We start from the raw sequence: 15,616 nt of genomic DNA, 5'->3' as shown, positions 1-15,616 counted from the left end.
CAGACGCTTCTTGCCAGCTTCCATAAACTCTTTGTTCCAGGCGTAGAACTGGGACTGGGCGATGCTGTGCTTTCTGCACAATTCTGCCACAGAGGTCTCGGCTCTAAGACCCTCCATAACGATCAAAATCTTCTGTTCGGCGGTAAAGATCCTGCGCGTATTCTTACGAATGTCTTTTACAAATGATTCCGTGCTCTTCTTCTTTGGTGTTCCCATAATTAAATCTAACGTTTTTGATGAAAACACTCCTTAAGTTTTTAAAATATCGTGTCCACTTTTTGCTGACGATTTACAGCTGTACCTACCAAATTTGTTTTAAATGCATTCAGATATTCGTCACTTGTGGCTTCCAATACAGTGTAGGGATCACTTCCTCCGTTGATACCTGCGTTATTGATAAGTACATCCAAAACCGAAACCTTGTTACCTATTTCTTCCCGTGCCGTCCGTACCGATGCAGGGTCAGTAACATCAAGTTCTACGGCTTCTACATTTGAAAATCCTTCTGCATTAAGTTTCTGAACTGCCTGCAAACCGTTCTCGATATTACGGCTTCCAATGAATACGAAAAATCCCTTCTCCAAAAGTTGTCTGGCAGTTTCAAAACCGATGCCTTTGTTTGCTCCTGTAATTAATACTGTTTTCATATTTTGTAATTTTAAAATTTTCAATACAAAATTCAGGTATTAGACAGTGGCATCATTTACCAAATGGTAAAAAGTGCATCATCGGATGTTTTTCCGTATTCTGCTAAGAGATTGTTGTGTAACTCCTAGATAGGAAGCTATGTATGATAATGAAACACGGTTGGTCAATGAAGGATAATTATCCAAAAATTCAAGGTACCTTGTTGTAGCGTCATGTGAAATTACCGGACCTTTTCTTGACTTTTGGTACATGCACAGCTGCACCATTTTATTTTTAATATTGTCCCAGCCCACTATAATATGGGATAGCTCTTCCCAATTTTTCTTTGAAAATACAATAAGGCTACAATCTGTAATAGCTTGCAAGTACTCGGAAGATGAAGCATTTGCCTCGAAGTTGACATAGTCACATACCAGGCTGTTTTCGGTGATGAAACAACGGGTAATTTCTTCGCCTTTATTATTGTAATAACAGCCACGAATAACTCCTTCTACTATAAACCCAACCTGCTTTGGAATTTTCCCTGCCTCAGAAAAATAATCCTCTTTTTTTAATTGCAGGATTTGCCCCTTGCTTATTACAAGTTCAATTTGCTGCTTGTTAAGATTTCCAAATTGCAGAATATATTCAATCAGTTCTTCCATATGTGCAAGTTAAAAATAATATCATTTGGCATATTTACCATTTGGTAAAAAATGAACTGTGATAGCTAATTATTGATTTATTAAAACCATGAAATAATTGCTCTTGTCCAGCCAAATACTGCCTCCCAGTGCCAATGAGTACAATATAGAAAAATACGAAAAAAGACTTTTTAAATTAGATTTTCAAACAAAAATCAAGTTGGATATGGAAGTCTTAGCAATACAAAAGTCCGCACTAGACGGCATGAAAAATGAGCTAAAAGCACTTTTGGAACTGACCGAAAATGCCACACAGAAATATACGCCCATTTTTAAAGAGGAACAATGGCTCGATAACCAGGAAGTGTGCCTTATGATGAACATTACCAAACGGACTTTACAGACCTACAAAAGCAAAGGACTTTTAGCGTATTCAAAACTGAACCGAAAAAATTATTATAAACGCTCGGATGTACAGGCTTTGCTCGAAGCCGGACAGCCGGATAATACTACTGAAAATGGATTTATTCACGAATGATAGTGACGAAATCGTTGCACATCATGAAATGATAACGCAGCTACGAAATCGTATCGAACAAATATTAAAAAACTACCGTCCTGTAATGAACGGTGAAATATATCTTTCGGGCGAAGACGTTTGCAAGCTGTTACATATCAGCAGACGGACTTTACAGCAATATCGTGATGACCAAGTACTCCCATACATCCAGATAGGCGGCAAAATCATTTTTAAGCAAACCGACCTTTTACGGGTACTTGAACAAAACTATGTCTGCAATGGACAAAAGAACAAGTAATGGATTTTGGGCAATCATATTTCTATATCGAAACGAGTTTAGTATCTTTGCTATGTAAAATATAGAAATACTTAAAGTGTTTTTGCTTTAAGTCCCACATTGAAAACTGGTAATTTTTAGACAACGGGACGATAAGGAAGAACGCTCATGCCATAGGCGTGGGCGCTCGCTTATTCGTTGTCGGGTATACCAGTGCCTCAATGTGCGGTAAGTGTAGTTGCCTGCGCTTTCTTTTTGTGCAGGAACTTCATCTAACTCAAAAAAAGGTAACGATATGAAAACTGGTACTGTACAAGAAACAATTTCCCTGTCTTTTATCAATGACAAAAGCCCTGTAACCGATAACATCTGCAAAGATCTCGCTGCATCTGGAATGGAAATCTTATCTCGGTCAGAAAACATTGAGAATGGGTTATCACAGTTGTCTTCATTGAATGAACTCCCCAAATTCTGTATTATTAACTTGGATTTTTACGACCAAAATGTACTTAAACAGCTTCAAGAATTAAGGAAAGAATACCCTGCAATCAAACTGGTTGCCCATAGTGATATCGATGATGAGAAAGTTGGGAAATCCCTTTTAGACATTGGGTTTTCAAGTTATCTGCTACTTGGTAGCGATGTTGATGATTTTGAAAGAGTAATAGAAACTGTTATCGGTGCGGACAGTTAGTTTGAGAAAGTTACGAATTTGTACAGTTTTTTCTTACAAAGATAATAATCTAAATTTTTATCAAATTTGAAATAACACATATCCTAACAGGGAACCACCCAAAACTACAAAAGCACTATTTAATTTTTTGTATCCAAAAGTTATTGCAATGCTCAAAATTGCAATCAAAATCGTTCGCCAATCAGTAATCGATTCTTTACCCATTTCATAGCACACCGCTATAATTATGGCTACCGATGCTACATTCACGGCATCTAAAAAGGCAGATAACCCTTTAGAATTTCGTAGCTTTTTCATTAACGGATTAAGCAGTGCCACAAAAACAAATGATGGCAGGAAAATGGCAATAGTTGAGATAATGGCTCCTGAAAGCCCATTGATTTGAAAGCCAATAAACGTTACCGATGAAAAAACAGGACCGGGTGTGAACTGTCCTACCGCAATGGCATCCATCAATTGCTGTCTTGTGAGCATACCTGTTGCTACCAACTCAGTATCTAAAAAGGCAAACAATACATACCCACTCCCATAAAGTATGGAGCCAATTTTTAGGAACGTCCAAAACAATTTGGCATTGACCGCTGTCCCAAAAGTTGTCTGTGTTATTTGAAGAAAGGTAAGTGGAACAATACTTTGTAAAGTGTCATTTTTTTGTTTACTCTGAATCTTGTACAATCCAAACGCTAACAAACCTGCACCAAACATTAAATAAATTTCATTAACTCCAAACACTGCGGCTAACAAAACAGTAATACCAATAAAACCTAAATTTATGGATTTGACAGATTGTTTTGCCAATGGATAAATTGCTGCCAGAATAATGGCTATTATAGCAGGTTTGATACCATAGATAAAAGGTTGTACTTCGGGTAGCTGTCCGTATAGACTATACAAATACGCTAAAATTCCTGTTATTAAAACGGCAGGCAGAATAAAGCATAAACCGGCGGTCAATAAGCCTTTCCAACCACCTTTATCGTATCCAATATGGATTGCCATTTCAGTACTGTTGGGCCCTGGAATAAGGTTGGTAGCACCCAGCAGATCCAAAAAGTGCTGTTCGTTCATCCACTTTCGTTTAACCACCACTTCATCCCGCATCATGGCAATATGTGCTGCTGGACCTCCAAACCCTATAATCCCCAACTTACCGAAAACTTTTGCGATTTCTTTTACGTTTACATTCTCTTGCATTTTAATTATCTTAATTCGACTTCATCTATTTGATTTAAAGTGTCCGGATTGAATACTTTCATTGTTATTTTTTTTCCCTCCACATAAAACAGGCAAAGTGCATTTTCCACGCTAAAGGACTGGGTATGCTTACTCCATGGCAATACTTCCTGACCATAATAAGGAGCTCCTGCTGCACCATTATTGATTTGATAGATTGGGCGCGATACGTTAAGTTTTTTATGCGGATAATTCTCGGGGTAAATTGGCATATCAGCCGTCAGTTTTAACCAGTTATAGTTATGTTCATCACCTGTAAGCATCCCCACCACTTTCTTACTTTGATTAATCAAAATATCTAAATATTCATCTCTGCGTTCTATAATTCCTTTATCAACGGGCTTTCCTCCAATGTAGGGTCTTTTTTCGTTGTTACCGCTGTACCACATCACATCTTTACTGTGTCCTCCATTAGGAAATGCAGGAGTATGTTGTGTAAGAAAAATGTGGTCAATATTTTTGTCTTTTTCCAGTTTTGATATCGTTTCACGAAGCCATTGAAGTTGGTTATCCATTAAATACCCATGCAATCCTCCGCTCGAAGTTGTTTGATTAGACAAGGAAGGAGCATACCAGTAATTGCTGTTGAGTACTACCATAGCTACATTTCCGTATGTGTAATAAAAAACATTTTCCTTATAGGAAGGAAAGTCTATATTTTTAGTGTCAGGGTCATATTTGTTATCATCCTCGCTATCTGGACCATTTTCAGGATTTACAAATTCCTCTGCAAAAAGAGCTTCTGCGGATTGGGTCTCATAAGGAAAAGCATCAATAAATGCCTGTTGTTTACCTTTTTCATCTTTAAAAACAAGACCTAATGCTTCATGATTACCCATTCCGATATAAAAGGGCATGTAGTGCCAAAATGGTTCAATGGATTTTTTCCAGTTAGAATATTCCAGTCTCTGCTGTTCTTTGCTGCTCAAATAGCCGTTAATCATATCACCGGTGAATTGCATAAAGCGCACGTCCTTCATGTGAGCAAGTGCAGCCATTTTTTTCATTATGTAGGCGTTGGCTCCAAGTATTTTACGTTCACCTCCACCTGTAGCATGGCGGCTGTCGCTTGCATAACCAAATACGAACGCTTCTCTGCTGCCATTAGATGGTGCAGTTTTAAGATGATACGATTGCGATTGTATCCCATATTTTACCTTATAGTTGTGCTTTGTATTTGGGGTAAGTCCTGCTATATTCCAGCGATGCAGCGTTGTTTCCTGCTCATCTTTATAAACTTTGCCATTGATTTCAATTTCGGCTTTTACAGGACGTGTGGTTTTGCACCAGATTACAGCAGAGTTATCAGTTACCATATTTACAAAAGGTCCTTCATAAATTGCCGGTATGACTTCAAATGGTCCTTCACCTTTTAAAGCAACTATGCCATCAAACAAAAGCATGCCTTGCTCATCAGCAATTCGGTAGCCAAGGTTCAGGTACCCATTTTTCTTCCAGTCTACAAAATCATACGGATACTTGAAATCCTCTTTTATATTGAGCTCTATTTTACCGTCTTCAATTTTGACGGTTTTTCGATATACGGGAAGGGGATGCGGAACTTTTCCGTAAGGGATTAAGCCATAGGTTACCGTTCCTTTTAAAGTCCCAAAATCCATCTGAACTCCATTTTCAGTACCTTTCGGTTTACCAAGAAGTTGTTCGGTCGTTAGCGGATTTTTAAATTCTTCAGCAAAGTATTTTTCATCCTTATTTTCAAAATATAACCTTCCATTAGTATCATAGCCCAGGTTACTGTATGCCGCAGGAATTTTAGGAAGTTGCGCCATTGCTGTTGTAGCAAACACTAACGCAATAGCAGAAAATAGTATCTTATTCATATAAATTGTCTAAAATGATATGTTATATTTAAGTGATTGAAATTGTCCTAGTTATTTAGGAGTATTTGTCAAACTATCTATAGACCAACGACCTCCACCTTTTATCAATAGAAAGATACTCCCCAAAAGCATCGCCCAGTCTGTACGGCTTCCATGCATCATTTCCCAAAATCCTTTTTCTGCTAAAACTTCTGATTTGGTTGTTGCAATAGCAACGAACATAATAATGATAAGAGGAATGCTCGCCAATCTTGTCAGAAGTCCAATAAGAATTAAAAAACCACAAATAATTTCAAAGCTGCCAACGAAACTGCCCAAAAAATCAGGATTAGGCAGACCTATTTTTGCAAAACGTCCAGCACCTAAGGTGTCTGCAAATAAAAACTTCTGTATTCCTTCCGAAAGAAATACGGCACCTACCATCAGTCGAATAAGTATGGTAGTTTTTGATTGGTCTGTCTTAGTTATTTTTTGAAACATGATGATTAAATAGTTTTATGAATTTTGGATTGAATGTTTTATATAGATGGGCTACCACCCCCGCAATAAGCATACTTAAAATAGCTGGAACTAAAATGTCAGTTGGATAGTGTACGCCTAAATAAACCCTGCTCAAACTGACAAAAATTGCCCATGGGATAAGAATGATTGGGAGCCATTTTAGATTTTGTTTAGTTAATATGGTTAAATAAAATGCCAAAGCAAAGACATTGGAGGCATGAGAAGAAATAAAACCGAACTTGCCGCCTCGATAATTGTTTACTATATGCAGCTCTCCTTCCAATGCTGCATTATGACTTGGACGCAGCCTTTCAAATAGAGGTTTAAATATGCCGGAAGCCAGCTGATCACTCATTGTGATGAGCAAGGCGATTAGTAAGATCATCAGGATAGCATCCTTTTTATACTTCCAGACAAGCAAAATTATCAGTGCAACATAAAAAGGAAGCCAAGTGTATTTGCCGCTGGCAAACCACATTACTTCGTCCCAAAATTCATTATGGCTTCCATTTAGCCATAATAGAATATTTGTATCTATCTGTTTGATATCTTCAAGCATTATTTTCTGATGGGTGATTGTCTTTCTACAGGAGTTTTTACAGTAAAAAAAGGTACTTTTTCCATTGCATGACAGCTAACGCAACTATTGGTAAGCATTTGGAAGTTCTTATTAAAAACAACTGTATCTCTTTTTTTTAGAGCCTCATTCATTTGAGGGAGTGTAACGGTTAAAAAATGTTGTGCGGAAGCTGTCCGTTTTGGTCTTCTTTCCAATCCATTTTCTATCGCCTTTTGGATTTTTTCCAATTGATAATCAGCATACTCCCAGTTTTCGTCTTGTACTGCCCAATATAATTCCTGATAACGATATCCGGTTTCAACCATTGCCATGTCAAATCCACGAAATTGATTTTCTATCGTTTCAAGTTTCTCCTGCTCGTTTCCTTTTATCCACTGTCCTTGAACAGCTTCGTGTTTTTGATTACAAGCTGAAAAAAAAGAAAGTATAAATAAAAATGTCAAATATTTCATAACCTGTATTTTACGCTATACAAATTTCGTACAATACAAATTATAATATACGGTATATTTGAAAATGAAAAGGTGTATTTTAGGTATTCCGTAAGGTTTGTGGCGTAAGGCCTGTGTGCCGTTTGAAATACTTTACAAAGTGGGAAGTGTCATTAAAATTCAAACTATAGGCAATTTCAGAAACACTACCTTCTGTATAAATCAATTGTCTTTTTGCCTCGCTGATGATATGCTCAGCAATTACTTCTGCTGCTGATTGGCTTAGTGTTTTACGACAAATAGCATTTAGATTTTGTGGTGTCGTATGGAGTTTTTCTGCATAGTGAGCAACATTGTTTCGAAGGTCGTTTGTTTGGTTGAGCAATTCCCAGAAAACTGTAATTACATCATCGGTTTTACTGGTTTTATTAGTCAAAGGTTTTGCTGAAATCAATATTTTAGCAAATAGTGCTTTTAGTAATCCTTCGGTGACGGTAAAGTCTTTTTCTGTAGTGAGCAGCTGAAATAATGTATCTATACTTCCTGTTTCTTTCAGATAGATGCAACTTAATTCGCTGAGTTTGGATAAAAGACTTTTCAGCTCACTGTCCATCGATTGGTCGAGAAATCCCTTCTTTAAAAGCAGAACAAAGCCGTCAGGTGTATCTGTCATATCCCAATGATGTACCTGTTCTTTACGAACAAAAAATACGGTGGGTGGCTTAATTGAAAATGAAGTATGGTCTATGGTATGGAAACCGTTTCCTTCTCTCAAATAAATAATTTCAAAATAGCTGTTGTGTTTGTGCGGTTCGGTCTTGCGAATTTCTTTCCGGAACGGTGCAACTTTTAATAATGCTGCCGCTTCAATTTTGGTTTTTATGGAAATAGAGTTTTTCAATTTGCTGGAACTTCTATATTGTCTTTATAAAATTAGCTATAATATCTCTTTTTTAACCACAAACTTGCCCTAACCAAAAGTATCAGAACAGGAACCTCAACTAATGGGCCGATAACGCCAACAAATGCCTGTGGCGAATGAATACCGAAAACCGCTACAGCTACAGCTATTGCTAATTCAAAATTGTTTCCTGTGGCAGTAAAGGCGATAGAAGCGTTTTTGCCGTAAGGCAATTTCAAAGATTTATTGATAAAAAAGCTCACGAAAAACATCAATACAAAATAGACGATTAAGGGTATGGCTACTTTTATCACATCCATTGGTAACTCTACTATTTTGTCGCCTTTCAAGCTAAACATCAATACGATAGTAAAGAGTAAAGCATACAAAGTAATAGGCGATATTTTGGGTACGAATGTTCTGTTATACCATTCTATACCTTTTGATTTAACTAAAAAGTACCGGCTTAAAAAGCCTGCTAAAAACGGAATACCTAAATAAATAAGTACACTTTCTGTAACATCCTTCATCGAAACGCTTACATTGAAGTTAGCAAGACCTAATTTACTTGGTAATACATTGATGAATAACCATACTAAGAAGCTATAAGAAATTATCTGAAAGATGCTATTTAATGCTACTAACATAGCAGTATATTCCCGGTTAGCTTTTGCCAAATCGCTCCACACAATTACCATGGCGATACATCTTGCCAAGCCTATCAGTATTAAGCCTGTCATATAATCGGGTTCGTTGCGTAAAAACAAAACAGCTAATCCGAACATTAATACTGTACCGATTACCCAATTCAACAATAAGGATATGCCGATTACTTTTTTATCCTTAAACGCTGTAGGTAGTAAGGAATAATCCACTTTTGCCAATGGTGGGTACATCATTAGTATTAATCCTATTGCTAATGGAATATTGGTAGTACCTACTGACAAGCTGTTTGTAACATTGGAAATTGTGGGAAAGAAATGACCCAATCCTACACCTAATGCCATGGCAAGGAATATCCATAAGGTCAGGTAACGGTCAAGGAATTTTAGTTTTGGTTGCATAGGTTATCGGCTGATTTTTGAAAAGACATAAAACATTTCGCTTGCTATCTGTAAACTCCTTTCTGCATATACCATTGATTGCTCCGGTGTATTATCTGAAATTTTAGGATCTTCAAAAGTGATGGGAATTCTTTTTTCTGCTCCTGCTATAAAAGGGCAACCACCGTCTGCCTGCGAACAGGTCATAATAGCTGCGAACGCTGAAACCGGATTAAAAGGGCTATCGTATTTTTTGGAAAAACCGATTATTGGCAAAGCATTTTCACTGTACTTTATAGCATATACAGGATTATGTGTGTCTGCAATTTTGAAGATGCTAAAACCTTGATTAGCCAATGTTTCTGCCACTTTCGGAAATAGTGCTGTTTCTTCCGTTCCGCCGGAAAAGCAATGTACATTTGCAATATTGAAGTACGCACTGGCTACTTGTGCCCAAACCTGGGACAAATGGCTTCTGCGGGAATTATGGGTGCAAATGAAGTTGATATTTATTTGCTGCTTGCTATTTATTTTTAATTGAATAAAATCAATCAACGGCTGTAAGGTGCTTTTACGCTCATCGTTATTGATTTTCTCCCATTCTAACTGTTGAATTGTCTCTGATAATGTTGGATACATGGATATTTGATTTAGGGTTTAACAGCATCCTGAATTTGGAGTGCATGAATTTGATTGATTTGCTGTTAATTCGGAAAGGCTTTTATTTTGTTTTCCAGAAGGAATTCCGCAAGCATCCTGAGCCAAGCAGGCAGTCGCTTTGTTTTTCAGTACAAATGTATTTCCATTGAAATCCAAATCGTATTTACCAATAGTTTCGCTTTGATATTCCACTTCTATCTCAGCATCTTCAATTCCTAATTTATCTTCTGAAAGTTTAATTATACTTAATAGCTTTCCTGGTTTCAACCTGTGCTCATAATCATCGGCATTCCACAATTGAAAGTTGACTGCTTTTTCATTACGGATCACACCGCCACAATCAATAAAATTTTTGATTATTTGCCCCACTTCAGTAACGTGAAAGTGTTCAGGAACAAATGTTCCATTTTCTAATTGAAATTCAACATTTTCTAATGTTGGTAAAATTTCTTTGATTTCTGATAATTTCATAATAAAAACTTTTAAAATGATAAAATAGACAATTAATTATAAATGATATATAGCAATATAACGATATTAAAGTATAAAAAAATGCCTTAACAGCACTGCTTTACGTTTACATCCTGATTGAAAAAGCCATTAAATTCCTCTTGAAATTGTTTCCATGCCTTTTCGTCAATACAATAACAAACTGATTTTCCTTCAATTGAACCTTGAATAATTCCTATGGTTTTTAATTCTTTTAAATGTTGTGAAATAGTTGCCTGTGCTAAACCTAATTCCTCAACCAGATCATTACAAATACATGCTTTTTGGTTGATAATATATTGCAGGATTGCTATTCTGGCTGGATGCCCTAAAACTTTAAGAAGCGATGCAAGTTTATTTTGCTCGTCTTTATATATTTCTGTTTTTGTAACTCCCATTTTTAAAATTATTTACATCGCAATATTACGATATTAAATTTAAAATCAAAAGATTTTTTATTTATATTTCTGAAAGCTCACTATAAGACCCTTCAAAATCAACTAAAAAAAATCATATAAAAACTTGGATCATAACACAGAATCTTTTCTTAGGTCGCCAATGTGGTAAGAAAAGAAGTTCCCTAAAACAACGAAAGGGATAATGAATATCCCTCAAATAATGTCGCAACCTGTTTGGTAAAATGTGCCGGAATGGATGGTGGGTAGGTATCCCATTTTATCAAAGAGGTTGCACCGTTTGATGCAAAAAGACTGTCCCGACCATCGGGAGGGAGTGTCTTTTTGCCGCCCGATTTTCCAATCAGGCGACTTTTATAGGGTGGGTGCGGAAATCTTTCAGGTTGTGAAAAAAACCTCTGTATGGTGTCAAACCGTTCCTAAACATACCCCATAACAGTGAACAACCCATCTGCACCAATGAGGAATTGATAAACAAGTCCTGTTTTTCCAAGGCTTCGGCAAGGGAACAACTCGGTGTATCGTCATCCACTTCGGACTGTTTAAGCAGTTCGCCAAATTCATCCGTAACCATTGGCAGGCTTGCCACCGTTTCGTATTTCTCTGAATTGGGTTGGCGAATTTTTCCTATGGTAGATAGTAAAACTTGTCCTGTATGTTGACTGTTGCCGAAGTCCAACCAATAACGTGGGCGGTTGGAATAGGGTCTTCCATTGCTCAATTCACTTAATATTTCCGCAATTTCAAATCTTGCTTTTACGCTATCCACACAGGAAATATAAATACTTGCTCCTGCATTTTCGGGGAAACTGTCGCTATTGTCTTTTTCAAATTTCCTTGCTTCCGCTTTCCAGTTCGTACCTGAGAAGCGATTTATACGGTTAATGATAGCAACGGACTTGTACAAACCGACTTCACTTTCTGCAAAACGCTGTCTTCCTAAATTGGCTTGGGTAATTATATCATTATCCCAAAGACGAATAAACAACCCTGCGTGTCCTAACTCGTTTAGGCTGTGGTTCATTTCAAGCAAGGCAGTCATTACTTTTGAGCCTGTACCACCTGCACCGATTACGTTTACTGTTATCGGGTTGGTAGGGTTTATCAAATCGCTGTCCGTAAAATGAACTTTTAAAATTTCTTTGCTCATTACAATATCGTTTTTATGGTCTTGTTTGTCTTTTTCAATACATCTTTAGGAAAGGCTTTGTCTGTGCCGATGAGGTCTTTCCAAAGGCTTACACAGTTTCCTTTTACGGGGTTGTGTTCGTTTACTAAGTGGCTGAAATAGCTGTTAAAAAAGTAGCTTTCCCACGCTTGCATAAATTCTTCAACCGAAGCAGAATTTTTGATATTGATATCTACAGTTCCCATACATACGTGTCCGTCCTCGTAAATATTGAAAAATGGTGCGTGAAATAATACGGTATTCTCGGTAGGTCTGTGGTCTTTTTCAAGGGCGAAAACAATAAGGCTCTGCTTGCTTGCATACCAAAGCATTGCAGGTACTTTCGCCGTACCGTTTGGTATTTCAAGACTTTCAGTAAAGAACATTTTTACTTTTCGTGGCTTGGTGTACCAAAGCACCGTACCGTTTTCACTCGGATTAATGTGCAGGACGTTGGTAGGCAGAATGCCGTTAGATTTTAAAAATGCCTTGCTCTTTTCCTTTTTGGTATTGAGTGCTTTTGCCAATTCTTTAGCTTCTCTTTCTGTCAAAGGATGGGCATTGATAGGATTACCGTTCTTGTCCATATCAAAATGTTCTACATAGGTGTATTTATTATTCCCTTTGGTTTGGTAAAAAACCAAAGCCGATAAAGGGTGGTAAAGCGTTCCGAAGTTTTGTGTTATATCTTTCATGTTAGAGTATCTAAAAGTTATTCAGTATGTATATCAATTCCTCAATTAAGGCAAAAACACGGTTTTCAAATTCAAGGGTATTGGCAGTAATATCACTACCATCAAACCTTTTCACAATGGTAGGTTCTTCCATTTGTCCGTATTCTTGCAACTCGGTGTTCACGCTGTCGAAAAGTGTTTGAAACAAAATGCCTTTAGCATCGGCACAAAAGGAAACATACTTTTCCATCCCTATACTATTTTCCATATCTTCTTCGCTTGCCTCTCCGTTTGGCAGGGCATTGCGGTTTATGTTGGCATTCGGAAATTGTTCATACAGGACAAAGGCTTCACTTGCCAGTTTGTAGCAATCTTGGTCAAAGTCATCTTTTATTTTAAAGGAGTTTAAACGGAGGGCAAATCGGCTCAAATTGTGCTTGTTGTAAATTTTCTGCTCCATACGTTCGCCTATATGTTCTGATTGCCTAATCTCGCTTAAATACCTTGTGGTGTCGTCATTCTCGTCATCGCTTACAATCCACTCTGTTACCATTTCATACATCCAATATAGGTAACTGCTTTCCTGTCGATAATAGGGAACATCTGCAATATGGTACAGGTAGGCACACACCGACTGCAATAACTGTACGGCTTGCTTACGGGTGGGGTTCTTGGATAGTCGGTACAACGGCACTACAGGAATGTAATACAGGGTCGCACCTGTACTGTACCGTTCCTCGCTAACGAAATAAGTTTTCTTACTATCCTGTATCAAACGTATTTCTTCCCAATCACAAAACTTTTTCCTTAACTGTTCTTCTGTATCATCCAAAGCCAAAGCGATATTGTAGGGATAGCCGTATTGCCTGGACTGCATAGGTTGTATACCGTAATGCCCTGCCAATTTGGAAAGGGACTGATAAAAATCCCTTTCCGTCTTTTCGGGTTTTCCACAAGCCTGTACGGTTTGTGCTTCTTGCAGTTTAGGCAGAAATGAGCATTTTAGAAAACCATTGGTAGCACCGTTATCGGTACCGATTTCAGTTTGTCTTTTCTTATTTCGTCTGCGTTCTTTGGTCTTTGCATCCAGTCTGCGAACTCGCCCAATTGTTTGTGCAAAGTCCGCTGTTTGGGTTGTTGTGGGGTTTTGATGATGCCCGATATGATGTTGCCTTGCATAATTCATTTTTTTTGATTTTTGGTTTAACCTTTCGTTCCCATTACACTCTCAAATCGGTACTGTACTGTATCGTCACGGATAACAGGGGCAGATACTTTGGCAGTGGTCAGTATCGGATAAGAATTTGCATAGAAATTCATCACGGCTTCCACGCTCCATTTGGGTTCTGGGTCGGTCAGTTTAATTTGCTGTCCTTTATCGTTGAGTATAAATACCCTCTCTAATTGCGTTGCTAATAACATGATGCTCGTTTTAAGTGTTAAACAATTGGTTTACTCTGCTCCGAAAAGGCTTGGCGTTGAAAACTTCTCCGATAATTCCGATTTGCGTTTACGGATTTCGTCCGCTTTTTCGGGGAACTCCGTTATATCGGGTACTTTCATCCACGCATCACGGAATTTGCCATCTTTCTCCAGTTCGTCAGCCTTTGCCATACCGTCTTTATACTTCTTGTCTTTGGCTTCCTTATCTTTTTTCTCTTTCTCTGCTTTTTCTTTCTCCATTGCTGATTGTTTTTTAGCTTCTTCCAATTGCTTCATAAATACTTCCATATCCACCATTAAGCCCGAAGCCTTTTGTATAGGCGTGTTTATCTGCTGAAAAAATCCCTCGTCAAACTCCTGTGGTGTAGCGTTAAATGTCAATGGGGGAATGAGGTTTTTGGCGTTATCTCCGCATTGCTCGTTGTTGAGTATTACTGATACAATTAGGTTGCTTTCTGCTCCTTTGGCTATGTTTAGTTGTAAAATTCCTGTAAAGTCCAACTGTGCTATCTGATTGAAAAAATTTGCGTTCATAGTTCTGAAATTTTAATTGTTGTTGTTTTTTCCTTTGCTTTTTCTAGTTTCTCGTGCATATCTGCCCAATAGGCTTTTTGCCGTTTGTCAAACTCGGAGAAACTTTTATCCTCGTGGCGATACTCTTTGTACTGCCTTGCTATTTCAATAGCTTCTCTGAGGTTCGTTACCTCAATAAGACAACCGTTCAAGTCTGTTATTTTCATAGCAATGATAGTTTTCGTTCTAAAAGTGTTTCTAGTATCTCACAATCGCTATCGAATGTTTTCCCCTCGAAATGGTACGTATCTGTTTCTTCATTGAAATTGTATTGCTCAAAATCCTCGTCTTCCAAATAAATATCTGTGAGTACCTTGTCAAAAAATGTTGCTCTGCCATATACTAGATTGCCTATTTCTTCATAGTCGTGTGTAAAATTCACATCGTAATGTTCCGCTATCTTTTGAATGATTTCTATATTAGGCGACCACTTTGTTTCATACTGAAATTGTCCTTCATCGCCCTCGTTCCAATAGATATTGAAGAAATAACCGCCATTGTCTTTAGAAATAAATTCGGGTAATTGTCCTTCTTCTGTTTCTTCTTCCTCTTTCTTCATTAATTGAAAAAGTTCCTGTATTGCTGTGATTGTTTCGGGTTTCCCCTCGAATACTGTACGTCTTCAAACTAAATTAGACACATTAGGATGAAACCTTAAGGAGACTTTCGAGTTATAAATTTATTAATTTTTGTTGATTATACAATTGTCTTCTTTTATTCAGAGAATCGATTTTTACCTGTTGTCTTTTTTCCAAAATTCTTTCAGATCGTCCACAGTAGACATCTGCAGGTGTTAAGTTTTGCAGCGATTCGTGATAACGTCTGTTGTTATAGTTGTCCACAAAGTTTCCCAGGGCTTCGATAAGTTCTTCTGGATGGTAAAAGTGGTTTAATTTCACTA

The 15,616-nt window shown here is 37.5% G+C and carries 23 protein-coding genes and 1 pseudogene; 3 read left to right on the top strand and 21 right to left on the bottom strand.

What is annotated here, in order from left to right; genetic code table 11:
• The 3 genes from A37S_RS0121155 to A37S_RS0121145 all read right to left on the bottom strand — a co-directional run.
• On the bottom strand, positions 1 to 216 hold a 216-nt coding region (locus A37S_RS0121155), incomplete at its 3' end, for a transposase (RefSeq protein ID WP_028298697.1).
• 41 nt (positions 217 to 257) lie between these two features.
• Positions 258 to 647, bottom strand: a complete 390-nt coding sequence (locus A37S_RS25630) for an SDR family NAD(P)-dependent oxidoreductase (protein WP_051293370.1) — start codon at positions 645 to 647, stop codon at positions 258 to 260.
• Positions 648 to 725: 78 nt separating this feature from the next.
• Positions 726 to 1,292: a Crp/Fnr family transcriptional regulator gene (locus A37S_RS0121145; protein WP_028298696.1), complete on the bottom strand. Its 567-nt coding sequence runs from the start codon at positions 1,290 to 1,292 to the stop codon at positions 726 to 728.
• Positions 1,293 to 1,497: 205 nt separating this feature from the next.
• On the opposite strand from A37S_RS0121145, the gene A37S_RS0121140 reads away from it, so the two are divergent.
• From A37S_RS0121140 to A37S_RS0121130, 3 genes are all read left to right on the top strand, one after another.
• Positions 1,498 to 1,809: a helix-turn-helix domain-containing protein gene (locus A37S_RS0121140; protein ID WP_028298695.1), complete on the top strand. Its 312-nt coding sequence runs from the start codon at positions 1,498 to 1,500 to the stop codon at positions 1,807 to 1,809.
• Entirely contained in the window at positions 1,790 to 2,089 is a 300-nt protein-coding gene (locus tag A37S_RS0121135) for a helix-turn-helix domain-containing protein (protein ID WP_028298694.1), read from the top strand. Before A37S_RS0121140 ends, A37S_RS0121135 begins: the two co-directional genes overlap by 20 nt.
• Before the next feature lie 274 nt (positions 2,090 to 2,363).
• Positions 2,364 to 2,762 (top strand): response regulator transcription factor, encoded by a 399-nt coding sequence (locus A37S_RS0121130; protein WP_028298693.1) that lies wholly within the window; start codon positions 2,364 to 2,366, stop codon positions 2,760 to 2,762.
• 60 nt (positions 2,763 to 2,822) lie between these two features.
• On the opposite strand, the gene chrA is transcribed toward A37S_RS0121130, so the two are convergent.
• From chrA to A37S_RS27865, 18 genes and pseudogenes are all read right to left on the bottom strand, one after another.
• Complete coding sequence (gene chrA, locus A37S_RS0121125) at positions 2,823 to 3,956, bottom strand: chromate efflux transporter (protein WP_028298692.1); 1,134 nt, start codon at positions 3,954 to 3,956, stop codon at positions 2,823 to 2,825.
• 5 nt (positions 3,957 to 3,961) lie between these two features.
• Positions 3,962 to 5,836 carry a metallophosphoesterase family protein gene (locus A37S_RS0121120; protein ID WP_157278979.1) on the bottom strand — a complete coding sequence of 625 codons (1,875 nt, stop codon included), beginning with the start codon at positions 5,834 to 5,836 and terminating at the stop codon, positions 3,962 to 3,964.
• A 51-nt stretch (positions 5,837 to 5,887) separates the two neighbouring features.
• Positions 5,888 to 6,316 (bottom strand): DoxX family protein, encoded by a 429-nt coding sequence (locus tag A37S_RS0121115; protein WP_036603654.1) that lies wholly within the window; start codon positions 6,314 to 6,316, stop codon positions 5,888 to 5,890.
• Positions 6,297 to 6,896, bottom strand: coding sequence for a phosphatase PAP2 family protein (locus A37S_RS25625; RefSeq protein WP_036603651.1), 600 nt, complete (start codon positions 6,894 to 6,896; stop codon positions 6,297 to 6,299). The genes A37S_RS0121115 and A37S_RS25625 overlap by 20 nt, the downstream gene beginning before the upstream one ends.
• On the bottom strand, positions 6,896 to 7,369 hold the full coding sequence (locus A37S_RS0121105; protein WP_028298689.1) for a hypothetical protein: 474 nt from the start codon (positions 7,367 to 7,369) through the stop codon (positions 6,896 to 6,898). Before A37S_RS0121105 ends, A37S_RS25625 begins: the two co-directional genes overlap by 1 nt.
• A gap of 79 nt (positions 7,370 to 7,448) precedes the next feature.
• On the bottom strand, positions 7,449 to 8,249 hold the full coding sequence (locus A37S_RS0121100; RefSeq protein WP_028298688.1) for a helix-turn-helix domain-containing protein: 801 nt from the start codon (positions 8,247 to 8,249) through the stop codon (positions 7,449 to 7,451).
• Positions 8,250 to 8,281: 32 nt separating this feature from the next.
• Positions 8,282 to 9,313: an ACR3 family arsenite efflux transporter gene (gene arsB / locus A37S_RS0121095; RefSeq protein WP_028298687.1), complete on the bottom strand. Its 1,032-nt coding sequence runs from the start codon at positions 9,311 to 9,313 to the stop codon at positions 8,282 to 8,284.
• Between the two features lie 3 nt (positions 9,314 to 9,316).
• Positions 9,317 to 9,931 (bottom strand): arsenate-mycothiol transferase ArsC, encoded by a 615-nt coding sequence (locus A37S_RS0121090; protein ID WP_028298686.1) that lies wholly within the window; start codon positions 9,929 to 9,931, stop codon positions 9,317 to 9,319.
• 18 nt (positions 9,932 to 9,949) lie between these two features.
• Complete coding sequence (locus tag A37S_RS0121085) at positions 9,950 to 10,423, bottom strand: DUF6428 family protein (RefSeq protein WP_028298685.1); 474 nt, start codon at positions 10,421 to 10,423, stop codon at positions 9,950 to 9,952.
• Positions 10,424 to 10,509: 86 nt separating this feature from the next.
• Positions 10,510 to 10,839: an ArsR/SmtB family transcription factor gene (locus A37S_RS0121080; protein ID WP_028298684.1), complete on the bottom strand. Its 330-nt coding sequence runs from the start codon at positions 10,837 to 10,839 to the stop codon at positions 10,510 to 10,512.
• Positions 10,840 to 11,200: 361 nt separating this feature from the next.
• Complete coding sequence (locus A37S_RS0121075; RefSeq protein ID WP_028298683.1) at positions 11,201 to 12,007, bottom strand: PRTRC system ThiF family protein; 807 nt, start codon at positions 12,005 to 12,007, stop codon at positions 11,201 to 11,203.
• Entirely contained in the window at positions 12,007 to 12,720 is a 714-nt protein-coding gene (locus A37S_RS0121070; RefSeq protein WP_028298682.1) for a PRTRC system protein B, read from the bottom strand. Before A37S_RS0121070 ends, A37S_RS0121075 begins: the two co-directional genes overlap by 1 nt.
• A 10-nt stretch (positions 12,721 to 12,730) precedes the next feature.
• Entirely contained in the window at positions 12,731 to 13,885 is a 1,155-nt protein-coding gene (locus A37S_RS0121065; protein ID WP_028298681.1) for a hypothetical protein, read from the bottom strand.
• 17 nt (positions 13,886 to 13,902) lie between these two features.
• Entirely contained in the window at positions 13,903 to 14,121 is a 219-nt protein-coding gene (locus A37S_RS0121060; RefSeq protein ID WP_013406998.1) for a PRTRC system protein C, read from the bottom strand.
• A 30-nt stretch (positions 14,122 to 14,151) separates the two neighbouring features.
• A complete protein-coding gene (locus A37S_RS0121055) occupies positions 14,152 to 14,676 on the bottom strand; it encodes a PRTRC system protein E (protein WP_028298680.1) in 525 nt (174 codons plus the stop codon).
• Positions 14,673 to 14,882, bottom strand: a complete 210-nt coding sequence (locus A37S_RS0121050) for a hypothetical protein (RefSeq protein WP_026706489.1) — start codon at positions 14,880 to 14,882, stop codon at positions 14,673 to 14,675. Before A37S_RS0121050 ends, A37S_RS0121055 begins: the two co-directional genes overlap by 4 nt.
• Entirely contained in the window at positions 14,879 to 15,274 is a 396-nt protein-coding gene (locus A37S_RS25620; RefSeq protein ID WP_169719545.1) for a DUF1281 family ferredoxin-like fold protein, read from the bottom strand. Before A37S_RS25620 ends, A37S_RS0121050 begins: the two co-directional genes overlap by 4 nt.
• Positions 15,275 to 15,386: 112 nt before the next feature.
• Positions 15,387 to 15,616, bottom strand: a pseudogene (locus A37S_RS27865) (IS3 family transposase); the annotation flags it as partial.

The sequence above is a fragment of the Olivibacter sitiensis DSM 17696 genome, from assembly GCF_000427965.1.
GTDB classification, from domain to species: Bacteria; Bacteroidota; Bacteroidia; order Sphingobacteriales; family Sphingobacteriaceae; genus Olivibacter; species Olivibacter sitiensis.
This window is presented reverse-complemented; position numbering and strand designations above follow the sequence as displayed.